Below are 24,388 nucleotides of genomic sequence, written 5' to 3'. Positions count from 1 at the left end.
CGTTTAACGGCCAGTTCTTTAAACTCGGTCGTGTAAGCTTTTTTTGGTATCCTGTTCATCATTTGTCTTTCCAAAGTTACGTTTATTTTACGTCACCTTTGGGGAACTAAATTTCAGGGGAAGCTCAATTCATGAAATGGGTCTTATTTTGATTGTGTCAAGGAGCGTACGTTTTAATAAGCGTTTTAAAGGAATGGAAGAAACTCCACTTGAGACTCTTACGTTTCGTTTTCAGCCTATTGCTACTGCGTCAAGTATTGCGGTAAGGGGATAAGTATGGAAATCGTCGACGTTCTTCCCCAATCCATCGCTACGGATAGTACATTTAAGAAATTTCAACGTCTGTTAGTCGAACGCGATTTCGTTAAGTTTGCCAACAATATTCGTCCCATACTTGAGAATCCCCTGACTCCAAATCGAGATGTGCTAGTTCTCCTCGTTTTGGACGCAGTTGAACTGCTCGGCACTGATGCACTAGGAGGTGAATCCAAAGTTATTATGAAGCTAGTGACCGATTTCGCTCCAAAATGTGCTGATTTACAGGGGGGTAGTTTTGATGCCCAAAAAAATGAAGCCCGCTCAGTAGTACCCCCTCTTACTCCAAATTTGATTCAGTTACGTCGAGTAGTGCAGGTGACAACTTATGGTTGTGCAGGTTTCGGAGATTCTGACATGGCGAGAGTTAAACGTACAGTCTATCGGTCTCCCCAAGAGCGTAATTTTCACCGTGCAGTTCAGCTACGATATCCGGGCCTCCTTGCACTTCCCAACTATCCGTTGGCCTCTGCGATGAATTCTGACTGGATTCGACATCTTGTTCCACGTAGAACATTCCGCTTTTATTTGTCTAGTACTTTAGATTTTTTGCTAGTAACCCCAGGAGAGGGCGACCCGATAATTGCGTTTGAACTTGATAGCAATTTTCATGATTCGGTTGAAGCAAGTAAAAGAGATAAAATGAAGGATGAACTCTTAGAATTAGCTGGTATTTCGCTTGTTCGACTTCGCACGGAAAACAGTGAGTCTATGACGATTGATGATTGGTATGCAGTATTGTCTGATCAAATTGGAGAAATTCCAATGCCAAAACGTCACCGATGTCGCGAACAGTCAATTACATTTGTTCCCGAGTGTCCTCTTTTCTGAAGTTATCAGTATCAGATCAAACCCATCTTATGTAGGTGGGTTTTTTTTGGGTTTATTGCGCTTAATTACAAACGAGTGATACATCGGACCTAAGAAACTACCCAGAATACAAACAATTATAAAAAAGCCGCCTAGATTTTCGAAACCAAATAAAAAACAAATTGCAGCCAAAGGTACTGCAAAAAAGATTGCGACACCTAACGAAAAGCCAATCAAAAGATTAATAAATTTTTTTATAAATTTCATTCATTTTTAGATTCTAGAGGTAATAATAAGCTCGAATTCACTGCTCGGATCAGCAAGAGAAAGCCACAAGGAAACTAATTTAAATATAAGTTTGGCACTTCGATTGGCAGGCTCACGACTATCCCTTAAATTGGGTGAAAAGAAAAAATTACAGTTGCTCTAGAAGATAGTTACCACCGTTTAGGCATTTTTTTATCATCTAGTAAGTCATATAACAGATTGGATTTTTAAAAATCAGTTCTTACGTTGGCTGTAGTCTATTTATAACCTCGATTAGCCCTGTTAAGTTGAATTGCCTTATTAGGAATCAGCCAATCGCGGTCTCTATTGTTTGGGAAAATAGTCTCAATTTATTCAACGGTCAATAGAATCTTAAGGTCAATTGCTCTTTCTAAATTGACATCAGTGCACGTATCAGAAAGATGTCTACCATCTTCAGTCTCAAACACGTTGATCGGTGGGAGTTTTTTGTCCATAGTTACTTCTAAGATCTTAACTAATTTATCAATTTGCCAACGATCTGATTTATTTAGCCACTCAGGCGATAGCATAGAAATACCGATGCAAGTAGCATTGGTGTCCTCTTGAGCAATATTCAAATACGAAATTAGGTCAGTGATTGAGTAGAAAAGTGTTCGCAGCCGAATCGGTTTGCAATTTTGAGTTACCTCAAACTCAAAAAGAAAATATGGGATATCTAAATCTATCTCCGCACATTTCCAAGAGTAATAAATGGTGTTCGTTCCGCCGCGGAAAGATTCTTGCAGGCTGTGATTGGTTGTGATGAGCATAACAAAAAGGGATTGAGATATTGAATTTTGGTCCTAGAATATCACATACTACGTAAGTCGTAGCATGTGGTATTGAAAAAGTTACGAGTATCGTAGTTTTTTAAAGGGATATTAAGTAAATAGATTCGCCTGAAGTATTTAATTCGCGGTTTGGGAATATGCCGAGAATGTGACTTAGCTCAATAACAACTCTTAACTAAATTCGGGATTGGTAAACTGTTACTCCTTTGTGGAGCGTTCGTAGAGTACTTAAAAAAGCAAATCCCATTGCGTTGGTGTGCATATAAAGATGCAGTCTTTAACTTGGGTAACTTTGTATCCCGAATTGATCGGTAGATGTTAACCTTCCATCTATGGGAGTATTTAAGATGGTAGTTTAGTTGCTGCCTTCAATTCCTTATTTTTTGCAACCAATATCTACATTGGCTGATATGTCTTTCCGAACCCGATGCGGCTCCAAGCCCATCTCGCGTAGCAAGTAAATCGCCATTTGGAAGTGTGGCTCCCGACAAATGCTACGCCTATTCCTTGTTTAATTTTTTGAATACCTGCTTTAGATTGCTCGCTCATTTCATCAGGTGCGCGTTGCAATTCATTTTTCAGACTCTCCTTAGGTTCATCAATCTACTTCTGAATGCTTTCAGTTGGTATCTGCGTGGCTTTCTACTCTCACCTGAGTTCAACCGACTCCTCGCGGAATTGATTGTGAGTGGTGATTCAGGTAGCTCAAATAAACTTTATAAAGTTTAGGTGCAGACAGTCTCGGTGTAACTTATCCGAAAAAAAATCTTTTTGAAAATATGAAATGATGTCGGATAATATGTATACAAGTTGCGCATCTAGATGCATATTTAAAATATTTTCTTTTTCCCTTTGAAATGCAGTCATTCATTCATTAAAAATTTTGATTTTACCTAAGATAACGGTTCGATTCCTGCTGGGCAGGCCAATAGATTCACGTAAAAAGCCTGGACTTTTGTCCGGGCTTTTTGCATTCTGCAATCGACTTTGGGTAGTGGTTTTCGTCGTTCTATGGCATGCCGGTTATGAATCTGCATGATCATTTTGGCACTTTTTCCGTTCACCGAATCCAATTTATAGCGATAGGCAAAGCCACAACGCAAAACTAAAATCAGATTAGCGCATGGCGTTGGTGAAAATGGAAATTAAACTTCTTTCAGGTGAAGGTGACTTTCATGTTGGAAAAAGAGAGCTCGTCGGCAAATATCACACAAGATTGGCAGCAGGTGAAATCGGATTTGAATGAAATTACAAATCAACTCGTTGAACTCTCTGCATTCTTGCAGATGAAAAAAAATGAATTGTCTTGCTATGAAGAAGAATTGGCTCAAAAGCTTGCGCAAGAGGTGCTAAAAAATGCGAGTGAAGTGCCGTAGCAGTCAAGTCTTAAAACCTTTAAAAACTTTAAAAATTTTAATGTCCCATGCTTTGGTGTGACAGGAAACAACACTGGCGTCGCGTTAATCTTCTATGAACGCCTTTATTGTTTCGTAAATATTCAAGGCACTTAGCCCGTCACATTGACCTCTCAAAAAAGTGCTTAACAGACTCTTTATCAGCCACGCATCCCGCTTAGTGCTTGGCCATTCTGCAACATAAAGAGCGTGCTACTACTTACAAATCAGATCTGCTTTTTCTTTCGCACGTCGAGAGCGAATTTTTGCTTTCGCCGCCGTCTTTTCAGTGGCTTCACGCATATCTTCTTGCGCCCATTTCGCATGTAACTGCGCTTGATCGCAGGCTGCCTTGTGTTGCTGGTATTTGTTCGCTAGTTTGGTGGCCACCTTTGCTTGCTTTTCTTCTTCCTTTTCACGCGCGTGTTGGAGTTGATTGAGCGTGTCTTGCGCTTTCTTTTGACGCGATACAGCAGCTCGCTGTTCTTCCGCGGATGGAGTGGAGACGCTTACTTTTACTGGGCCTTGCTGAAGTGTGTCGCTTGGGCAGGCAGTCTGGGCAAATTGCTTGGCGCCATTTTTTTCGCATTGGTAGACTTCAGTGGCGCTTGAAGTCGGTGCTACATGCACCGCCAATAAAAAAATAAAAAATAATGAATGATGTCGAAGGGAGCGATTATGTTTTCTTTGCATCGGTGAGAAGCGGGTAACTTAAATAATTTTGCCAGGGTTCATTAAATTGTTGGGATCAAGCGCTTTTTTTATTTTCCGCATTAACGATAGCTCGACAGCGGATTTGTAGCGAGTTAATTCCTCGCGCTTTAAAGCGCCGATACCGTGTTCTGCCGAGATTGAACCTTGATAGGAGTGAACGGCATCGTGAACGAGTTGATTAACGGCAGCTTGTAATTGCAAAAAAGAGGTGTCGTCAACGCCGATAGGAGGGGAAATGTTGTAGTGAAGGTTACCATCGCCCATGTGACCAAAACATACGACCCGCGCTGATGGAAAGGCAGTTTCCAATTGTCGACCAGTCGTTTTTATAAACGCTGGAATGCAAGAGCTCGGAAGAGAAATATCGTGTTTAATATTTTTTCCTTCTAAGGCTTGCGCCATCGAGATATTCTCTCTCAGTTGCCATAGCTGCTTTGCCTGCGCCATTGACGTAGCAATAACGGCATCATCAGCGATGGCTTGCGTGAGTGCAGCGTCTAAACTTTGCTCCATGATGCGTTGCGCGTGTTCTTCGGATTCTTGGTCAGAGATTTCCAATAAAACGTAGTACGCAGATGCCGATGGAAATGGACGTGGTAAGGTTGGGAAATGTTTATGTACTAACTCAAGGCAGATTGATGAAACAAGTTCAAACGTTGTGAGTGACGCACCAACATTGTCACGAGCGAGGTTGAGTAAATCGAGTGCTGCTGCGGGAGACGAAAGCGCTACGAACGCTGTTTTCGTGGCTTTGGGTTTGGGGTACAGTTTGAGGACGGCAGCAGTAATGATGCCCAATGTCCCTTCCGCACCAATATAAATGTCGCGCAAACTGTAGCCCGTATTATCTTTTCTTAAGCCTTTGAGCCCATTCAATAGTTCGCCATCTGCAGTGACGACTTCTAATCCGAGGCAGAGTTCGCGCGTGTTACCGTAACGCAAGACCGCAGTACCACCAGCATTGCTTGATAAGTTTCCACCAATCGTGCACGTGCCCTCTGACGCCAGAGAAAGCGGGAAGAGTCGTTCATGGTGATCTGCGTATTGCTGAACATCAAAAAGCGTACAGCCGGCTTCCACCGTTATCGTGTTATTTGCAGTATCGATTTGCCGAGTTGTATTCAGACGCGTCAGAGATAAAATGATTGAACGTCCTGAATCGTCAGGAACGCTACCTAAGACTAAGCCTGTATTGCCGCCTTGCGGAACGATACTGATCTTGAATTGGTTGCAGAGTTGAACTAATGCGAGGACTTCCGCTGTTGAACCTGGACGTACAACGGCAAGGGCGCGACCTCTGAAACGTTTTCGCCATTCGGTTTCGTAGGATTCACGATCCTTAACTTCAGTGAGAACAAACTGTGCCCCAATTGTTTGGCGGCATTGATGTAGAAAATCATCCATTGGCGCGTCGTTGTGCTTTGGCTGCTTGCTTGAGTGGTCGTAAATAAACCAAAATCGCAACAAAGTAGAGTAGGGAAAGGACAATTTCCATGATGGCGCAAAATGTGGAGAGGGTTGTTTTGTCACTATAGGCACGAACGCAACCCTCGGTGAAATAGAGCCATATCAACATGGAGGTCCACTGCATCGTATAGTTTTCTTTGCGCAAAACGCCACGTAACGGTAGTAGCAAGGGGAGGGCTTTCAACACTACCCATGATCCTCCTGGTCGAAGCGGTGCGAGTACCATCTCCCACGCAATGCAGAGTACGACGAGTGATATTAATGCGCCCGATGCGACAACGTAGGCCCTTTGTTGATGTGCATTGATCATGTTTGCTGATGTAGTTTTTGTGCTGTTTCAGCGAGGCGCTTTCCTAGCGCTATGGCTAATTTCCGACTCTCGTCTGAAATTGGATTTTTCCCATCGAGTCCTGCCCAATGCGTTGCACCGTAGGGGCTTCCACCGGAGCTTGTTGTCATCAGCTCTGGTTGGCTGTAGGGAAGGCCAACGATCACCATCCCATGATGAAGGAGTGGCAGCATCATTGTCAGCAGGGTGGATTCTTGACCGCCGTGTAAGCTACCTGTCGATGTAAAAACAGCAGCTGGTTTCCCAGATAATGTGCCCGATAACCAGTCAGCAGACGTGCCGTCTAAAAAATACTTCATCGCTGCTGCCATATTGCCAAAGCGCGTGGGCGAACCAAGTGCGAGTCCAGCGCATTCTTTTAAATCGCTCAATTCGACGTACGGGGCGCCATCGGATGGGATATCAGCTTCAGATGCTTCGATCGTCGGAGAGACTGCAGGTACCGTACGAAGACGCGCATCACAACCGGGAACACTTTCTATACCCTGGGCAATGAATTCTGCCATTTTGCGTGTGCTACCGTGACGTGAATAAAATAAAACAAGAATCGTGAGAGGTAATGTGTTCATAATGATGATTATAGGAGACTTTCCAGGCACACTCTAAGTAAAATAGCGCCAACTTATTTTTTTATGAAACATATGCGTGGATTGTCTTTGAAGCATTTACAGAATCTCTTTTTCTTCGGACTACAAAGGTTACGAGAAGGGCGATTGACGCAAGTTGCAGGTAGCTTGACGTTTACCACGGTATTGGCACTAGTGCCAATATTGACAGTTGCACTCGCCGTCTTTACTGCTTTTCCCTTATTCAACACTTTTCGAACATCGCTTGAGGCTTATTTCGTCCAAAACTTAATGCCCAAAGGCATCGCTAACACTATTTTAGGCTACCTTACGCAGTTTGCGACAAAAGCGACGCGTTTATCAGCGGTGAGTGGTGTTGCGTTATTGATGACGGCCATTGCGACCATGGCGACCATCGACCGTGCATTTAACCAAATCTGGCAAGTAAAACGCTCTAGACCGCTCATGCAACGGATCTTAGTGTATTGGGCGATTGTGACGCTCGGTCCTTTTTTGATTGGCGTCTCGATTTCAATTACGTCCTATCTCTTTACTGCGACCAGCGGCGTCGTTGGTTCGGTACCCTTTATAGGCGGTGTCTTTTACACCTTTATCTCGTTAATTTTTACAACATGCGCTTACACATTACTTTACCTCGCGGTGCCTAATCGCGCCGTCGATTGGCATGACGCAGCATGGGGCGGTTTGTTTGCTGGCTGTGCATTTGAAGTTGCCAAGAGAGGGTTTGCTATTTTTGTGGCGCATTTTCCGACCTATACCATCGTTTACGGTGCACTCGCGGCGGTTCCAATCTTTTTGATATGGATTTACGTCTCCTGGCTGATTACATTGATTGGTGCTGTGATTGCTGCATCACTACCTGTGGTGAAATTTGAGCGATGGTGGCATGTGCCCACGCCTGGTAGTGCCTTTGAGGATGCGATGCGCTTACTGCAGGTACTTGTGGTGGCGCGTAAAGAGCGGACCGATGCGGTTGTGAGTGTGGCGCAATTGCGTGTACAAACGCGGTTCGGTTTGGATGAAATCGAGGGACTCTTACAGCGCATGCAGGACGCTGGATGGGTTTCTCAGATCGTGTCGAACGAAGTCAAGCAAACAAGGCGCTTATGGTGGGCGAAGAGAAATGAAGGCGGTGAATTATGGGCATTAACCGCTAACCCAGAAAAACTGACCTTAGCAGATATCTACCGTATTTTTGTATTCGAGCCAGTCCAAGGTAGCCGTTTATCAACGATCGTTGAGGGTGCCATGGAAGCACAGTTGCAAGAAAATTTAGAGCAATATTTGCTTCACCATGTCTTAGTAAAACGATGAAATTTCACGTTATCACTTGTCCGGAATTGGATGTTGGCCTGCAAACTACTTGGAAGCAGTTTCTGCAATCCAGTGTGATTTACCAGAGCCCTTACTACCATCCCATGTACACCCAAATCATTGGCGATTCACGAGAAGATGCACGCGTTCTTGTGATGGAAGACGGTGGAATGGTTTGTGGGTTTCTGCCATACCATCAAAAAAACCGATTGAGCGCGGATGTGATTGGTGGTGGTTTGACCGACTATCAGGGACCTATCTGCGCGCCAGACTTCCAAATGCCTGTTAGCGAAGCGTTGCGAGTAATGGGTTGTCGCTACATGGCATTCAACCATATGCCTATCGATAGACGGGAGTTTTCTGATAATGCTTGGGAGCAAAGTAAATCATTGACCTTAAATCTTGAGGGTGGATTTGCAGCCTATGCGCAGCGATTGCAAGAGAAAAGGGATGCTTCTTTACTCAAAAAAATTGAAACAAGCCAGCGGAAATTATCAAAAAAAATGGGGCCATTGCGGTTTTATTTTGATACGCATGTTCCTGCCGAATTTGCAGCGCTTTTACGTGGAAAATCTGATCAATTTATCCGTACTCTTGGTAACGATCATGACGTTTTTGCTGTGCCTTGGATACGCTCTGTGGTGGAGTCAATTCATCATGCCAATGCGCCGGATTTTGCCGGTGTGCTCTCTACACTCTATGCTGGTGATACGCTTGTTGCTGCCCATTTTGGTATGCGCTCTGCTTCCACGTTTCATTATTGGTTTCCTTGGTATGGCACGCAATTTGGAGAATTTTCACCGGGACTTATTTTGCTTGCGTCATGTGCGCGGGAAGCGGCATCTGCGGGCATTGGTTTAATTGATCTCGGTAAAGGAGAGCAGGCTTATAAAGTGCGTTTCGCTACTGGGCATCATGATCTGTGCGAGGGTGCCGTGTCGTCGCCAGCATTAATCTCCAGGTTACAGTCTCAGTACGTCCAGATGCGTCACGGCATTAAAAACTCAACGGTGGGTAAATACATGAGAGAGTTAAAGCGGACGCTGAAATAAAAAACGAGACGCACCATCGTCTCGTTTTTGGTGAATTAGTTTGCCGAAGAGATTAGTAGGCGTTTTTGTCGCCAAAAACTACCTTCACTGTTCTCCATAAAATGACGAAATCTAACCAGATCGACCAATGTTGTAGGTAATACAGATCATAGTCGACGCGTGCCTGCATTTTTTCTAACGTGTCTGTTTCACCACGAAGACCATTCACTTGCGCCCACCCAGTAATGCCCGGTTTGATTTTATGGCGGAACATATAGCCGTTGACTAACTTGCGGTACAGTTCATTGTGCGCAACAGCATGAGGTCGAGGACCAACAAGGCTCATGTCTCCCGTCAGTACGTTAAACAATTGAGGGAGTTCATCAAGCGAGGTCTTGCGGATAAATGCCCCAAACTTTGTCACGCGACTATCACCAATTGTGGCCTGAATGACGGGCGTGTCTTTGGGTGCCATTTTCATGCTTCGGAACTTGTAGACGCTGATTGGCTTTCCTGCGATGCCATAACGAATTTGTTTGAACAAGATTGGCCCGGGAGAACTCAGTCTAACGCCAATACCGAGCGCCAATAGAACAGGTGATAACAGTAATAAACCAATGAGCGCCCCGAAAAAATCAACAATGCGTTTTGGAAGTGCTGCCAACCCAATAAAAGGTGTCTCAGCCGATGCTAAAACTGGTCTGCCAGCAAGTTCCCGTAACTGAATACCAGGCATACCAAAGATCAATGACTCTGGAACGAAGTAGGTGGTTGCCGTGCTGTCGTAGAGAATTTCAAGAATTTCAGAGAGCTCTTCTGGTTCTTTGGTATTGAGGCCAATAAAAACCACGTCCACTTTTATTTTTCCAGTGTCGGGATCGATCAGCCAACTTACAGCGTCACTCAAATCCCCAAGGCGTTCTAATTTTGCGGGGGGGCGAGAGGCATTTCTGTTGTCAAAAAAACCAATCACGTCCACTGCTGCCAACGGTGCGTTGCGTAGGGCGCTCACCAGATCTGCGCAAGCAGAATTGGACCAAATAATGACTGCTTTGCGGCGGTTGTATGGATTGGCGTAATACGCAGTCGCAACGCCACGAATGAGGAGCGCCATTACCATCAGTGAAAACGGTGAGATCACCAGCCACAGCAACATTACTTTGCGCGAAAGTTGTTCTGAAGTTTTATCGACGTATGCGGAGAGCAATACGACCATAAAAACGACAAACCAGCGCCAAGTAAGCTTTGGTAGAAGCGAAAACGCGTTTTTTTCTTGCAAAGAATTTAATAACCTATGACTTGAAAAAACAATAATTCCAGTCATCGCGGCAATCACAAACCGAATGCTGAAGACATCGTCATCGACGTTACCGACGACCTCAATTATGCCGTACAAAGTGAGGCATATCGAGGCGCTGAAGGCGACGCCTGTCAGTACCGAAAGTAAATGTGCGGGCTGTGATGCATTCGCTGTGGAATGGGAGTTGAACATGATTTATCAGTGACAAGACAAGAGACTACTTCGCACGCTTTTTAAAGAATAAACCCTTAATTTGCCCCAACTGCCACCGGTGCAAATGCGCTCTGAATTCAGGGTTCTCATAGCGAGGAGCGCCTTTGAGTGCTGCACCAATAAATCCTGCGATAATTAACAAGCCACCAATAATGAATGGCTTCTCTCTCATGCGGAACACTCCAGAAGCAAGTGCGTAGAGCGGGTGGTAACCCATGAACCAGATGCCTCGCCCCCAGCGTAATCGTCCACGGTAAACATTCTTATCGGAGGATCCCATTAAACGGTGGTGCATTAAGAATGCATCAGGGTGGCAGAAGCTCTTTGTATTCCAGCCCTTCATGCGCGCAGTGTGGACATCGATACCATCCCACAATACTTCTTCCACAAAACCACCAATTTGTTCAAATGCAACACGTCGATAGAGTTTAAACTGGCCAGCGACGTGTTCGTTGATGATGAGTTCCTCAATGCGTCGCCCATTTTCTTCGCGGAAGACTTTACCGGAGACCGCTGCCAATTTAGGGTCATTAGCAAATTCTTTGAACATGATTTCCAAATACCGGGGGCCAAAGGACATATCGCCATCTAATTTTGCGATGTATTCATACTCGGTATGCTGAATCTGGGAAATGCCATATTTGAACGCCGCGACAACGCCGCCGCCCACCTTGCGAAAGCCACGATCTGGTCGTTGCACTAGGCGGATGAAGCTATATTGTTCTGCATATTCTTGGACGATCGCTGCGGTATTGTCGCGAGAACCATCATCCACAATAATCCACTCAACGGGTCTTACAGTTTGTCGCACGATGGAATCAAGAGTGAGACGGATGAGATCTGCCTCATCGCGAACGGGGGCAATGATCACTAAAGGTACCGTGATTACATCATGTGCCTTGTAAGATGTTTGTGAGGTGAAGCTGTCGTGATCTGGTTGTGTCGTCGTCATAAATTATCCGGCTGGTCTATTACATAATGTTAACTTAGGTTAACAACGGTGACAATTTATCAATGGTAAATTATTGTTATGTCAGATTAATTACTCTTGTAAAGTTAGCTATACTTGTACGGTTTTGTTTCTATGACAAAAAAATGTCACTGAAATGATTGTGGCAAGATAAAATAAACTATTTTCTTCACATCCTTGGTTTTCAATGATTTTCACCTTGTTCAAACTGTTAAAGCGACGACTTCCAGGTTTTTACCTCTCTGGACTCTGTTTGCTTTTGGTGTCGATGAATCTGATGGCCCAAGAAGACAATAATAACCTCTCTTCGCAGTTAAAAATTGAACAAAATATCACCGGCCTTGCTCACGCAGTATATGCCCCTACCGCAGCTTCTGGCATCGGAGATGGAAGCGCAGATGCCGGTGCCATATCAAATGATGTTGTTGGTGAAGGTGATCAACTTCTTGTCACTGTATTCGGGCAACCTGACTTAAGTGCCGATATTATCGTCGGTGCGAATGGCGTCGTTACCTTGCCTTTGGTGGGAACGGTCGATGTTAAGGGCAAAAGCGGAATCGAAATTGCCTCAATCTTCGCGAGTAAGCTTGAAGCTGGGCAGTATCTTGTCAATCCGAAAGTGTCGGTAAAAATAGGGCAACAAGTGAGTCGAAGCTTCTCGGTGTTAGGGGAAGTGGCGCGACCTGGACGCTTTGTGTTGCAGGGTAACTTAACTGTTCTTGATGCCTTAAGTCTTGCGGGTGGGGTCACGCCGCGTGCAGATAAGACAATGAAAATTCTGAGGCGTTCAAGCGTTGATGGAAAAGCAGAGCTCACTGAATATGCAAGCATCCGTCTTGAATTTGATAACGATAAAAATAACGGACAGTTCACGCAGAAGGTGCTTCCCAACGATGTGTTAGTGATCGGTCAGGTGAAGAATTTTTACGTTTATGGTGAGGTACGTCGTCCTGGTTCTTATCCCATGGAAGACGATCTCAATGTGATGCGAGTTATTTCCATTGGTGGTGGCGTTACTGATCGCGGCAGTACATCAAGGATCATCATCCATCGTAAATTGTCGAACGGTGAAATGAAAGAATTTTCTGCACGCATTACGGATGTCGTATTACCTGGCGACGTCGTGTTTATTAACGAACGCATTTTTTAAAAATAACCAATGCGAAGTTCACCTACTGAATTAATTCTTTCATTTACCCAAATTGGGGCGATGCTGCGTGCTCGTCGCGTATTCATTTTCGCCGTGACAGCAATCGCTGTTGTCATTGCCGGTATCGCCAGCCTCGTTCTCCCAAAGACTTACGTTGCTAGTGCCAATATTTACATTGATTACCGTATCAACGATCCCATTAATGGACGGCAGTTCAATCCGATGCAAGACGAGAGCTATCTCGAAACGCAGTTCGATGTTATTCGTAGCGTACAGGTTGCGGAGCGTGTTATTGAGTCTCTCCGTTTACAAGACACAGAGGATTACAGAGCCTTGGTGTCGAAATATGGAGAGCAACGTGCGCTTCGATTGCTGGCTGAATCGATCACGCAACACGTTGAAGTCGTTCCGCATAAAAATAGTCGGGTTGTCGAAATTCAGTATTCTTCTAACAGCCCACAGATGGCGAAAGATATCACCAACGCTGTGGTGAAATCATATATCGATTTGTCATTAGAAATGATGAACGCACCAGCTCGCGCTCGTAAGGATCAATACAATGCGCAATTAGAGACCTTGAGCAGACAAATTGATGACATACAAAAAAAATTAACGAGTTACCAACAAGAATTTCAAATTGTTGACGTTGATGAGCGTGCTGATCTTGAATCCCGTCAAATGAGTGCATTGAGCGCTCGCATTTTAGAAGTGCAAATGCAGCGTGTCGAGGCGCAAGCAAAAAAACACAGTGTTGATGGCTTAATGAAACAAGGAAACTTGAGTTCAGATTTGCCAGAGGTAGCTGGTGCAAGCAATATTTCCAGTATCAAGGCTGCCTTAGTTGCACTCGACGCCCAATTGGCTAACGTGCAATCAACACTGGGACCTAGGCATCCAAAATACATTGCAATTCAAGAAGAGCGTCAGGCGTTATTGGCGAGACTGAAGCGCGAATCGTCGACTGCGATTGATTCTATGCAATCGGTGGAAAGTCGCCTTGCGCACCAGCAAAAAGTGATGGAAGAAGAACTGGCGAACTATCAGAAAAAGACATTTGAAAATAAAAAGCACCGTGATGTTATTAGCTCGTATCAGCGTCAATTAGACAGCGTACAGAAAATATACAACGCCGCGATTCAAAAATTTGATGAATTGCTGATGACGAGTAATGTCGCTATTTCAGATGCCACCGTGATGCAGTGGGCAGAAGTACCCGAAAAACATGCTAAGCCACTCTTAAGAAATAACCTGATCTTTGGTTTGATCGGCGGATTGCTATTTGGATTGAGCCTCGCTTTCTTGCTTGAGCTTTTAAACAGAAAGGTGCGTTGTGCTGAAGATCTTGAACGTGAGTTTGATGTGCCAGTGATTGCCCAAATCGGTTTCGAAGAGATAACCTCAGTCTCCGGACGCATATAAAGAAGAGGCAGAAGAGAATGACAATGTCGGAACCGGGCAACATGGAAGAGGCAACAACGCCAACAGTAAAAATTGGACGTTTAGGTGATTTGTTTTTGCAAAAAGGCCTTCTGACGTCGCAGCAAGTAGAGCAGATTGCTGCGGAGCAGAGACAAAAAAAGCTTCGTTTTGGTGATGCAGCATTAAGTCTCGGTTTCTTGAGCCAAGCGGAAATTGATTCCGCGTTAGGGGAGCAGTTTGGATTCGGTACCAAAGAGTTAATGAATGGTGTGGCAAATGAAAAATTACGATTTTTTCATTTTCCTTTCTCTAAAGAATCGGAAGAAATACGACGCTTACGTAGCGAGTTATTGTTAAAGTTCAGTGCAAGCGAGAGGATTCATATCGCCTTAGTGAGCGCAGGTCCTGAAGAGGGCAAGTCGTATATGGCAGCAAGCCTCGCGATTGCGCTGTCGCAAGTTGGACGTAGAACATTATTGATTGATGCTGATTTACGGACCGGCGATCTGCATTCATTATTTTCATTGGGTGCACCAGACGGATTGTCTTCTGTTCTTGCTGGGCGCATTCCGCTCGCTGAGGCGCAAATCCCTTTGATGCCTAATCTTCACATCCTACCTGCTGGACCACGTCCACCGAATCCATTGGAAATTTTACGTGTTCCACGGATCCGTGAGTTGCTCGACGCTTGTCACGAGCGATTTGATGCAGTCGTTATTGATACGTACTCGTCAACGTTGGCGTCCGATGCGCAAATGGTTGCGCATCAAGTGGGTGCTGTATTGTTGATGGCGCAAAAGGATGTGACCTCGCTGAGCGAACTTCGTCAGACCAAAAGCGATATGCAGGCTGCAGGCGTCGAAGTCATTGGCACTGTGTTCAATCAATATCAAACGAAGAGCGCCGTGCAGTCCAATATCAGTGGTCGCTGGTTGCGCGCTCTTTTTCACCGTTTATTCTCTCGTTCGGCTGCGCGGCAGTCCTAGTCTATGGTGTCTGTTAGCGTCTGCATTTGTACCTTTCGGCGACCAGCGTTGCTGCGACGCTTGCTATTGGCAGTTTTTTCGCAAAAAATAACCGACATTGCGTTGAATGTGGTGGTCGTTGATAACGATGTGCATCAAAGCGCGTCTGAAGTGTTGGCTGAGATGGCGGCGCGCTTTTCTGGGCAACTGACTTGTATTCCTCTTAGTGAATCAAATATCTCTCTTGCTCGAAACGCTGCCATTCGTGCAGCGACCGGTGAGTGGATATGCATGGTCGATGATGATGAGCTTCCAGACGATGACTGGTTGGCGACGCTTTTGAACACGCAGGCACAATATAGCGCTGATGTTGTGTTTGCGCCCGTCGTCCCTGAGTACGCAGCAGGTGTGCCAGCTTGGATCATTCGCGGTGGATATTTTGATCGCCGGCGGCTTCCAACAGGGACGATCATTGACGATAAAAATGCCCGAAGTGGTAACGTGCTTGTGCGGAGAACTCTCCTGGATCAGTTGACGATCAAGGGTGAAGAAGGGCCTTTTGATCCCGCTTTTGGAAAAACGGGCGGCGAGGATAGCATGCTGTTTCGGAGCCTAGATGCCTTGGGCGCTAAGATGGTATGGTGCGATGAAGCCCCCGTTTCTGAAATTGTGCCAGTCGATCGTGCCACAGGTGCCTGGTTATTGCAGCGTTCGTTCAGAACAGGTCAGCTGTTTATGCGAACAGAATTGGCAATGTATTCTGGGATCTCAGCGTGCCGCCGCGGTGCGTGGTTGGCCGCTCGAGCGATAGGGCAATTTTTTGCGGCGGTCATTTTTGCACTCGTGCTGAGTTTATTTGCGCCGGTAAAAGCGTTTCATTGGATGCGCGTCGCTGTTTCTCAGGTGGGAAAGTTAAATCATTTTCGCGGCGCCGTTTCGCAGGCTTACGGTGATAAATAACATGTTTCTCCTGATTGACGCGCCATGAACCCAACACACCAGACTCGTATTCTTGCACTCGATGGTTTGAGGGCAGTGTCTATCTTGCTTGTCTTGTTTTCGCATGCATGGCTAGGGCACATTATTCCTGGGGGTCTTGGTGTCACCATCTTCTTTTTTATTAGTGGCTTTATCATCACGCAATTGATGATCAGCGAATGGGATAGCGCGGGCAGCGTCGATATTAAAAAATTCTATCTTCGACGTTTTTTTCGGCTGATGCCAGCGTTGTTTGTATTCGTTCTGATTTCGCTGTGTGTGATGCAATTGGCGGCAGTGCGCTGGACTTGGGTTGAACTCGCTTCTGTCTTTTTTTATTTTGCGAATTACTTTGGGATTTTCATTGGCTTTACTAGCAATGTTTTGCCCTCTCCATTATCCATTACATGGTCTCTCGCGGTAGAAGAACACTTTTACCTTTTTTTCCCGTTTATTTTTATTGGTCTAATTCGCATGCCAAGGCGGTTCTTGAGCGTGATTGTTTGCCTGCTAGTGCTCTTCCTGGTATGGCGGCTATATCTTGTCGACGTGATTGGTCTTAATCAGCTTCCAAATGACAGAATTTATAAGGCAACAGATACCCGTGCTGATTCCATTCTTTACGGTACTGGCTTCGCGATTTTATGGGTTCGTTACCCACGCATCATTTCTTTTTTGCAGCGATGGGACACATTTGTCATTGGTGTCTTGTTGATTGTCTTTTCTCTTGTATGGAGGGGAGAGCAGTTCCGCGAGTCAGTTCGTTATTCAATTCAAGGGCTGGCGCTCTGTTTTGTTTTTTCTTTTTTAGTATTAAAAGAAACGGTGGTGAGTCGCTTATTGCAAATGAAGCCATTGATTTATCTAGGGAGGATCAGTTACTCCCTGTATTTGTATCATTGGCTCGTGTTGGGTGTGATTACTGCATGGATGCCACAATGGCTACTTCCTCTCCGTATGACGCTCTTGATTAGCGCATCTATTTTTTTGGCGGATTTGTCTTACCGATTTATCGAACGGCCAAGCTTACGTGTTGGCAGAAAATTTTCGCATTGAGGGGGTGTTGATCTGCTCATTTAATTCTTCCGCTTCCCGAAGTCGCCGGTTCACTGATGTACCCGCAACTAATGCGAAAATAAAAAAGACATTCTGAAATCCAAATCCACGGAACAAGCTGCTTTCAGTAAAGTTGGTGACGATCACAACAAGTAACATGGATGTCCAAAACGCGGATTGCACTCGGTCTCCGTGGGACATTTTAATGACCATGACAAGTTGGGTGAGCAAACATAGGATCGTCAAAATTAGGCCAACGATGCCTTGTTCATTCAAAATATCCATATAGCCATTGTGCGATTGCAATGGAATCCAGTGCAGAGCTGTAATCACAAATTGGGATAAGCTGTCAGGCCCAAGCCAGAAAGCGCCATAACCCAACCCGATGATCCAGTGTTTCCGGATCTCCAGCCAGACTAATTCCCAGATATCAGTACGACCTGTCAGATCAGAGCCCTTGCCGAAGATATGTGCAATGGGTGCAGAAAGTTCTGGCCATGTCGGGAAGCGCGATTCTTGCATGTAGAAGATGTACAGCCCGAGAATCATGACGCACAACAAACTGAGAATGATGCGAGAAATAGAATAGTCCGAATGAATACGGCGTTTTCTAAGGAGATGAAAAATCATGCTCGTCGCAAGTGCAATGATGAGACTCGTCGAACTTTTGCTCATGACCAACATAAAAAAACTAAATAAAAGACCTCCGATGAGCAGGCGAATGTCTGTTCTTTCTATGCAGGCGCGAACCTGCCATAGAAGAATGGAAATAGCTGCGACTTGGCCTAGTTCATTTTTTTGCGATAATGCCCCGCGCCATGCGCCGCCCAATTGATAATCGATACCGATAGAGGGTGTGAGGATCACCATGAACAGCGACAAGGTAAGAATGCTCATGAGCGTCACAAGCATCCAGCGTAATAATAGATGGAGTGGTTTGGGTGCTAATTGGATGCTCAAACCAATCATCACGATCCCGAAAAGTTGGATGGCGCGTTTGAACGTAACGCCGGGGAGGGGGGACCACACGCTAGAAAGCAAACACCACACAAGCACCGCCACTAAAAATGGGTTGAGAGTGCGTATGTCGGCGAAAGTGATGGGTAGATGTCGATAAAGCAATAACGCGGCGAGACTGATCAATCCTCCCCATTCTAGCTTCGTGGTTACAGAGCCCTCCATAGTCAATGCGGAGGTGCCTGTGTAATCCCAAGAAATGCCGTAAGGCAAAAGAGAGAACACCACAAACAGAACGATCATGAGTTGAATCAGGATCATTTCACCCGGTGAAAATTCAACTTTTGGCGACGCGTTTGCGGTAATTTTCATCGATCTCTGTCATTGTGAATTCGTTGTGCGATATTCTAATGGCTTGCTTTCTTATTGCGATTTATTTCATGAAATATTTTCTGGAAAACTGCACGCAACGGCTCTGTTTTTGCTTGTTTAGCCTACTTTTATCTTTGCATAGTGTTGCGTGGTCAGCGAGTGTTGATTGGTACCCCTTCACTATTAATGAAGAGCAAATGTCCAGTGTGACTGATTTTAGTGGGCTCAATCACACATTGACCACGTCTGATCGTTTGTTTGTGAAAAATGCCCATTTTTACCGCGTTGGCTCGGATAAGCGCGCAAATACGAAAGACGATCAACGGGTAAGGCTATTTGGTATCAGCTTATCTGGTCCTGCGAATTTCCCAAAAGAAGAAGATGCCCCCAAAATCGCTAAAAAGCTCAGAAGTCTTGGGTTTAATGCGGTGAGATTACATCACCTCGACACGGTGTTGAGTGATAGTGACGAGAAACCGCAAGGAATTTTGACAACCGGTGCTTTTCCCACTTTTAACGCTACTGCCGTTGATCGATTGAAGACATTGATCGACGCGCTCCGACATGAAGGAATCTACGTCAATTTGAATTTGCATGTGGGTTATACGTTTCGGTATGCAGTCGATCAAGTAACCCCCTTAGTGCCCGGGGAGACAATGCCTTTCGCTAGCACACCTTTGCATATATTCGAGCCGCGTATGGTCGCTCTGCAAGTGGAATACGCGCGGCGCTTGATTCGACGCCTTGATCTCAATAATGACCCAGCGCTAGCAATGGTGGAAATTAATAACGAATCGTCACTGGTCGGCGCGTGGCAACGAAAGGATCTTGATAACCTACAAGGCGAATATCAACGAATGTTACAGTTGCAATGGCAGCGCTGGGCGCAGCGTCAATATGGCAGTATGGATAAAGCCTGCCGTATCTGGGCAAGTTGCAGCATGACCAAGCAGGGTGGTTTGCTTGTTCGCTTTGACGAAGCCCGTGTTGTTGCGTTTGGGGATGGCTGGTTAGCGCGTGGAAGGCAATTGGCAAAAAAAGCACTGGCAAAAATTGATCTTGATGCACCTTCTATATTGCAACCTAAATTTAATGTGCCAGAAGCAGGATCTGAGCGTCGGGTGTTGGATTTCGTTCGGTTTCTATCGGACATGGATCATCAATATCTAGAAACAATGCGTCAGGCGGTTCGTGCCGAGGTGGGGGACTTGGTGCCGTTGACGGGAACCCAAATGTATTACGGCGGTGTGATGAACGCCGATTCACAGAAAAATATGGATTATTCGGATGAGCATTTTTATGTGGATCATTATGATTTCCCGCATCAATCGTGGGATCGTAACGACTGGCGGATACGGGATCAGTCTGCTGTTCGCGAAGGATTTCAGCTCTTACTGAAGAGGGCATTTTATCGAGATCAGAAAAAGCCCTTTGTTATTAGTGAATTTAACCAAGCGTATCCTAATAGGCAGAGTGCGGAGATCATGCCGGTGATGGTTGCAATTGCGAGCGCTCAGGATTGGGATGGGCTTTTTTTCTTTCAATATGCAGATGGAAATACGTGGCGTGCCTTGCCTGATAGCTTTGGCCTGAGTGGAAATGCCGGGCAAATCGTGACGACCGGTATTGCTGCCTCGATGTTTAGACAGTTTCAGATTCCCGCTTTGCAAGAGAATATGGTGATCCCCCTTGGCTTAGAAGCGAGGCAGATTCTCGCTGCATCAGGGGAGGGTGTGAGCTCCGATGCTTATGGCGATTACTTGAAAAAGTATCTCGACATCGATGTAAAAGATGTTTTTTCAAAACGTGTGAGTGTTAATTTTGGTTCACAGGACGCGTTGCCTAACGCAAAAAGGGCGGCGACGAAAGAAGAGGTCAGCGCTTCGGCAATCTGGTCTGTGAATGGTGGTCGGATGACGACGGACCGAGATGCGCCTAATCTCAGTGTGGTTGGTGCTTATAGCGCAATGTTTGCTGGGTATTCGCGATTGTCCCATGTATCACCCTTATCGACGATGCTTGCACCTGTTTTTCCCAAGGAGAGCCGGCAGTTTGGTGTCTTGCTGTTGATGAGTCGCGATAGCAAGCCACTCACGCAATCAAGGCGCTTATTATTGACCTTAAGTGGAGCAACCACTGGTACGCAGCCTGATTCGGTACCTGCGCGTCCTAAAAATGTAATCACCTATCCCGGCGAGTCTGGTTGGTGGACACTGGAGCCTGATGTCTCTGGTGCGACGAAGCCTTCTGGCCCGCGGGATGCAACAGGGCCTGTCTGGCTGGAACGCATTGGCGTCTCATTTTTTCATCCGACCACCGCGAAACGTATGGTGATTTATCCTTTAGACGGCGATGGTCAACGCCTCGCACCCGTGTCTGCAGGAGATCTGGTACGTACAGATCAGGGGTTCAAGGTAATTCTCAATAAGGCTTCCCCGTGGTACGAGGTACTACTCTTTGATAGCGAGTAACTTCAGTCCTATAAAGAAATGTTAATTTACTTTCTTTAAAGTCATGTTTACGGATACAAGCGGCGTTATAACAACAGTTGTAACGCCGCTTGTGGTTTTTTTGCTTCACTTTTTTGTGGGACTTTGAGGGTCGATGTGCTTACTGGAAATTTTTTTTGGCATTTTGGGGTCAATTTCTTGTAATGTGAAAATCACATTCCGCGATATGAAATGTGAGATCGGTGATGCACAAAGTTTTTTTCTCATTCTAAGAAAAATGATTTCGTATCGCAAAATACGATTACTAAGTAATTGAATTTAAACGACTTTAAATTTGTTATATGTCTTATATAAGACCTTGTTGCTCTGCAAAAAATCTCCTATTATTTATCTCAACGGGACACACATTTCATTTGTTTTTGACCACAGGAGAGAAGCATGACAACACGCGAACAACAAATAGCTGAATTGCAAAAAGACTGGGATACCAATCCACGTTGGAAAGGTATTAAACGTAACTACACAGCGGAAGACGTTGTACGTCTGCGTGGTTCGATCAAGGTTGAGCACACACTTGCCAAAAATGGTTCGATCAAATTGTGGGATTTGGTCAACAACGAGCCATTCATTAATGCTTTGGGCGCATTGACTGGTAACCAAGCTATGCAACAAGTCAAAGCGGGCTTGAAAGCGATTTATTTGTCTGGTTGGCAGGTTGCTGGCGACGCAAACGTTGCTGGTGAAATGTACCCAGATCAATCCCTGTACCCAGCAAATTCTGTACCTCTGGTGGTCAAGCGTATCAATAACACATTGACACGTGCAGATCAGATCCAATGGTCTGAAGGCAAAGGCGATATCGACTACTTTGCACCAATCGTTGCTGATGCTGAAGCAGGTTTTGGTGGTGTTTTGAACGCATTCGAATTGATGAAAGCGATGATCGAAGCGGGCGCATCTGGCGTTCACTTTGAAGATCAATTGGCTTCTGTGAAAAAATGCGGTCACATGGGCGGTAAAGTATTGGTGCCAACCCGTGAAGCGGTTGAAAAATTGAACGCAGCGCGTTTGGCAGCGGACGTCATGGGTACACCAACAGTGTTGTTGGCACGTACTGATGCTGAAGCAGCGGATTTGCTGACATCGGATGTTGATGACAATGACAAACCATTCTTGACTGGTGAACGTACGGTAGAAGGTTTCTACAAAACGAAACCAGGTCTTGAACAAGCTATTTCTCGTGGTCTGGCTTATGCTGAATACGCAGACATGATCTGGTGTGAGACTGGTAAACCTGATCTGGAATTTGCAAAAGCATTTGCGGATGCTATTCACGCTAAATTCCCAGGTAAATTGTTGTCTTACAACTGCTCACCGTCGTTCAACTGGAAGAAAAATCTGGACGATGCAACGATTGCGAAGTTCCAAAAAGAACTCGGCAAGATGGGCTACAAGTTCCAGTTCATCACGTTGGCAGGCTTCCATGCATTGAACTACGGTATGTTCAACTTGGCACACGGCTACGCTCGCAACCAGATGTCAGCGTTCGTTGAATTGCAAGAAGCTGAATTCGCCGCAGCAGAAAAAGGCTTTACTGCTGTTAAGCATCAACGCGAAGTCGGTACAGGTTACTTTGATGCGGTCACACAAGTGATTCAGCAAGGTCAATCTTCGACAACCGCATTGCACGGTTCTACTGAAGATGAACAATTCTTCGACGCGAAGAAAGTTGCTTAAGCTATCCTTGTAACGTTCTCCCGTAGCAAAGCAAAAGCCGGCCTTTTTTAAAGGTCGGCTTTTGTCTTTTGTCGCCTTGGTATTACCTAAATTTTGGTTTACTGTTGGCTTAGCTGAATGCGAAGGAGGAGGGGTTATTTGTGGTGCTGACGTTCTCTCAAGAGAATGCCGAAAAATTTTGATCCCTGAACCGTGTATCGATGCCATAGGCGGCGCGGCTCGCTGACCAAGCGCCAAAACCACTCCAAGCCCATTTTTTGCATCCAAAGTGGTGCGCGTTTCTTTTGACCGAGTGCGAATTCCATCGCTGCACCGACGCACAAAATAAGGGGGCAATTTTGGGTGGTTTGTTCGCTGCGATAGCGGAATGCAAAGTATTCTTGCTTGGGCATGCCAAGGCAAATAAATAAAATGGCAGGTTGTGTTTCTCTGATTTGACGTATAGCAGCGTCCGCCTCTGGTCCATCGGGTGTGAATTGCATAGACGGACAAAGGATGTTTACTTTAAGACCCGGATAGACCCGCGCAAACGAGTCCATTAAATCGCCTTCTTGCCCAGGCATGCCACCAAGAATAAAGATGGATAAGCCTTCTTTTGCAGCACCTTTGCATAAAGAAACAAACAGATCAGCCCCAGTCACTCTCTCTGGTAGCGGATTTTTAGACATCTTGCTCGCCCACACAATCGGCATGCCATCCGCGAAAATGTAATCAGCACCCGCATACAGCGCTTTAAACACTGGTTGTTGATCGAGCCTAACAATGTGATCTACATTGGGGGTAACGACAACTTGCGTTTTCTCGCCTGTTCGACGCGCCGCACTCAATAGTTCAGTGTTCGCTTGATCGAACGTCATGCGACGAATCCCCAAGCCGAAGAGGTGAGTGATGGTGTGTTGGTTGGTGTCTGCGTTACTTACGTTCATGCGCGTATCAGAGTGGTTTTTTATCATTTGACATGATTGTCGCAGATGTTCGGGTGTTTGATTGTGGCAGAAAGTAAATATTTCCGATTAAAAAGGTAAAATCACGTTAGCTTAGATTGATGACAGGAGTTTGTATGCAGCATCGGACCAGAATTAAAATTTGCGGATTAACTTCCGTCGCGGATGTTCAGATGGTAGCTGCAGCGGGTGTCGATGCACTCGGTTTTGTTTTTTATCCCCCTAGTCCACGTTATGTTCGACCAGATCAAGCATCCGATTTGCTTAAAGCGATACCACCTTTTGTTGTCTCGGTTGGTTTATTCGTCAATGCTTCAGAATCAGAGCTTCGTGCGGTGGTGTCAGAGGCGCCGGTGCAATTGCTGCAATTTCACGGTGACGAATCCCCTCAAGTATCTGCTGCACTGGCGGCGGCAGTGAATCGACCGTTTCTCAAGGCCTTTCGAGTCAAGGCTGACACAACTGCCCAGGATTTGTTAGAATATGAAACAGCATTTCGTGCTGCAAGTCCTTTATTTCATGGTTTGCTCCTCGATACCTTTGTCGAAGGGTATGGTGGTAGTGGAAAGGTTTTTGATTGGTCTCTCATCCCAAAAGAGCTCGCGCCTCGGGTCGTTTTAAGTGGTGGCTTGAGCGTACACAACGCGACTGGCGCAGTTAGTCAGGTGCGGCCTTTTGCCGTCGACATCAGTAGTGGTGTTGAGCTGTCAAAAGGTGTGAAGGATGAATCAAAAGTATGTGCATTTGTTGATGCCATACGAAAAGCCGATCAATGACACTGAGTTATGCTGGTGAACGCCACTGGCTGCTCGGGTAA

Annotated in this window: 21 protein-coding genes; 12 read left to right on the top strand and 9 right to left on the bottom strand. The window is 45.6% G+C overall.

Features of this window, described 5'->3' with window-relative positions:
* Nucleotides 1–276: 276 nt before the first annotated feature.
* On the top strand, nucleotides 277–1,146 hold the full coding sequence (locus ACO0K2_RS10525; protein ID WP_423018460.1) for a DUF2726 domain-containing protein: 870 nt from the start codon (nucleotides 277–279) through the stop codon (nucleotides 1,144–1,146).
* A 596-nt stretch (nucleotides 1,147–1,742) separates the two neighbouring features.
* Here ACO0K2_RS10525 and ACO0K2_RS10520 read toward each other — a convergent pair.
* Nucleotides 1,743–2,183: a hypothetical protein gene (locus ACO0K2_RS10520; RefSeq protein WP_423018458.1), complete on the bottom strand. Its 441-nt coding sequence runs from the start codon at nucleotides 2,181–2,183 to the stop codon at nucleotides 1,743–1,745.
* Between the two features lie 1,196 nt (nucleotides 2,184–3,379).
* Here ACO0K2_RS10520 and ACO0K2_RS10515 point away from each other — a divergent pair.
* Complete coding sequence (locus ACO0K2_RS10515) at nucleotides 3,380–3,580, top strand: hypothetical protein (protein ID WP_423018456.1); 201 nt, start codon at nucleotides 3,380–3,382, stop codon at nucleotides 3,578–3,580.
* A gap of 234 nt (nucleotides 3,581–3,814) precedes the next feature.
* Here the strand turns inward: ACO0K2_RS10515 and ACO0K2_RS10510 are convergent, their stop codons facing one another.
* The 4 genes from ACO0K2_RS10510 to wrbA are packed head-to-tail and all read right to left on the bottom strand — an operon-like array spanning nucleotide 3,815 to nucleotide 6,697.
* Nucleotides 3,815–4,291 (bottom strand): hypothetical protein, encoded by a 477-nt coding sequence (locus ACO0K2_RS10510; RefSeq protein WP_423018454.1) that lies wholly within the window; start codon nucleotides 4,289–4,291, stop codon nucleotides 3,815–3,817.
* A gap of 18 nt (nucleotides 4,292–4,309) precedes the next feature.
* Nucleotides 4,310–5,716 carry an FAD-binding oxidoreductase gene (locus tag ACO0K2_RS10505; RefSeq protein WP_423018452.1) on the bottom strand — a complete coding sequence of 469 codons (1,407 nt, stop codon included), beginning with the start codon at nucleotides 5,714–5,716 and terminating at the stop codon, nucleotides 4,310–4,312.
* Entirely contained in the window at nucleotides 5,709–6,089 is a 381-nt protein-coding gene (locus ACO0K2_RS10500) for a DUF2069 domain-containing protein (protein WP_423018450.1), read from the bottom strand. The genes ACO0K2_RS10505 and ACO0K2_RS10500 overlap by 8 nt, the downstream gene beginning before the upstream one ends.
* Nucleotides 6,086–6,697 (bottom strand): NAD(P)H:quinone oxidoreductase, encoded by a 612-nt coding sequence (gene wrbA / locus ACO0K2_RS10495; RefSeq protein WP_423018448.1) that lies wholly within the window; start codon nucleotides 6,695–6,697, stop codon nucleotides 6,086–6,088. The genes ACO0K2_RS10500 and wrbA overlap by 4 nt, the downstream gene beginning before the upstream one ends.
* An 87-nt stretch (nucleotides 6,698–6,784) precedes the next feature.
* Here wrbA and ACO0K2_RS10490 point away from each other — a divergent pair, with 87 nt between their 5' ends.
* Nucleotides 6,785–8,029 (top strand): YihY family inner membrane protein, encoded by a 1,245-nt coding sequence (locus tag ACO0K2_RS10490; protein WP_423018446.1) that lies wholly within the window; start codon nucleotides 6,785–6,787, stop codon nucleotides 8,027–8,029.
* Complete coding sequence (locus tag ACO0K2_RS10485) at nucleotides 8,026–9,081, top strand: GNAT family N-acetyltransferase (RefSeq protein WP_423018444.1); 1,056 nt, start codon at nucleotides 8,026–8,028, stop codon at nucleotides 9,079–9,081. Before ACO0K2_RS10490 ends, ACO0K2_RS10485 begins: the two co-directional genes overlap by 4 nt.
* 52 nt (nucleotides 9,082–9,133) lie before the next feature.
* On the opposite strand, the gene ACO0K2_RS10480 is transcribed toward ACO0K2_RS10485, so the two are convergent.
* Together ACO0K2_RS10480 and ACO0K2_RS10475 are read right to left on the bottom strand one after the other, a co-directional pair.
* Nucleotides 9,134–10,552 carry an undecaprenyl-phosphate glucose phosphotransferase gene (locus ACO0K2_RS10480; RefSeq protein WP_423018442.1) on the bottom strand — a complete coding sequence of 473 codons (1,419 nt, stop codon included), beginning with the start codon at nucleotides 10,550–10,552 and terminating at the stop codon, nucleotides 9,134–9,136.
* Between the two features lie 25 nt (nucleotides 10,553–10,577).
* Nucleotides 10,578–11,525 carry a glycosyltransferase gene (locus ACO0K2_RS10475; protein WP_423018440.1) on the bottom strand — a complete coding sequence of 316 codons (948 nt, stop codon included), beginning with the start codon at nucleotides 11,523–11,525 and terminating at the stop codon, nucleotides 10,578–10,580.
* A 217-nt stretch (nucleotides 11,526–11,742) separates the two neighbouring features.
* Between ACO0K2_RS10475 and ACO0K2_RS10470 the strand changes: the two genes are divergently transcribed.
* From ACO0K2_RS10470 to ACO0K2_RS10450, 5 genes are read left to right on the top strand one after another with little or no spacing between them, the layout of a single operon-like run.
* Nucleotides 11,743–12,693 (top strand): SLBB domain-containing protein, encoded by a 951-nt coding sequence (locus tag ACO0K2_RS10470; protein ID WP_423018438.1) that lies wholly within the window; start codon nucleotides 11,743–11,745, stop codon nucleotides 12,691–12,693.
* A 9-nt stretch (nucleotides 12,694–12,702) separates the two neighbouring features.
* On the top strand, nucleotides 12,703–14,112 hold the full coding sequence (locus ACO0K2_RS10465; protein ID WP_423018436.1) for a Wzz/FepE/Etk N-terminal domain-containing protein: 1,410 nt from the start codon (nucleotides 12,703–12,705) through the stop codon (nucleotides 14,110–14,112).
* A 17-nt stretch (nucleotides 14,113–14,129) separates the two neighbouring features.
* Nucleotides 14,130–15,098, top strand: a complete 969-nt coding sequence (locus ACO0K2_RS10460; RefSeq protein ID WP_423018434.1) for a polysaccharide biosynthesis tyrosine autokinase — start codon at nucleotides 14,130–14,132, stop codon at nucleotides 15,096–15,098.
* A 3-nt stretch (nucleotides 15,099–15,101) separates the two neighbouring features.
* Nucleotides 15,102–16,037: a glycosyltransferase gene (locus ACO0K2_RS10455; protein WP_423018432.1), complete on the top strand. Its 936-nt coding sequence runs from the start codon at nucleotides 15,102–15,104 to the stop codon at nucleotides 16,035–16,037.
* A gap of 24 nt (nucleotides 16,038–16,061) precedes the next feature.
* Nucleotides 16,062–17,111: an acyltransferase family protein gene (locus ACO0K2_RS10450; RefSeq protein ID WP_423018430.1), complete on the top strand. Its 1,050-nt coding sequence runs from the start codon at nucleotides 16,062–16,064 to the stop codon at nucleotides 17,109–17,111.
* On the opposite strand, the gene ACO0K2_RS10445 is transcribed toward ACO0K2_RS10450, so the two are convergent.
* Complete coding sequence (locus ACO0K2_RS10445; RefSeq protein WP_423018428.1) at nucleotides 17,082–18,440, bottom strand: O-antigen ligase family protein; 1,359 nt, start codon at nucleotides 18,438–18,440, stop codon at nucleotides 17,082–17,084. The genes ACO0K2_RS10450 and ACO0K2_RS10445 overlap by 30 nt on opposite strands.
* Before the next feature lie 197 nt (nucleotides 18,441–18,637).
* On the opposite strand from ACO0K2_RS10445, the gene ACO0K2_RS10440 reads away from it, so the two are divergent.
* On the top strand, nucleotides 18,638–20,911 hold the full coding sequence (locus ACO0K2_RS10440) for a hypothetical protein (RefSeq protein ID WP_423018426.1): 2,274 nt from the start codon (nucleotides 18,638–18,640) through the stop codon (nucleotides 20,909–20,911).
* Nucleotides 20,912–21,328: 417 nt separating this feature from the next.
* Nucleotides 21,329–22,627: an isocitrate lyase gene (aceA, locus tag ACO0K2_RS10435; protein ID WP_423018424.1), complete on the top strand. Its 1,299-nt coding sequence runs from the start codon at nucleotides 21,329–21,331 to the stop codon at nucleotides 22,625–22,627.
* 134 nt (nucleotides 22,628–22,761) lie between these two features.
* On the opposite strand, the gene ACO0K2_RS10430 is transcribed toward aceA, so the two are convergent.
* Nucleotides 22,762–23,553 carry a WecB/TagA/CpsF family glycosyltransferase gene (locus ACO0K2_RS10430; protein WP_423018422.1) on the bottom strand — a complete coding sequence of 264 codons (792 nt, stop codon included), beginning with the start codon at nucleotides 23,551–23,553 and terminating at the stop codon, nucleotides 22,762–22,764.
* 134 nt (nucleotides 23,554–23,687) lie between these two features.
* Between ACO0K2_RS10430 and ACO0K2_RS10425 the strand changes: the two genes are divergently transcribed.
* Nucleotides 23,688–24,347: a phosphoribosylanthranilate isomerase gene (locus tag ACO0K2_RS10425; protein WP_423018420.1), complete on the top strand. Its 660-nt coding sequence runs from the start codon at nucleotides 23,688–23,690 to the stop codon at nucleotides 24,345–24,347.
* Nucleotides 24,348–24,388: the final 41 nt, after the last annotated feature.

This window comes from Undibacterium sp. MH2W (assembly GCF_049340215.1).
Taxonomy (GTDB): domain Bacteria; phylum Pseudomonadota; class Gammaproteobacteria; order Burkholderiales; family Burkholderiaceae_D; genus Undibacterium.
This window is presented reverse-complemented; position numbering and strand designations above follow the sequence as displayed.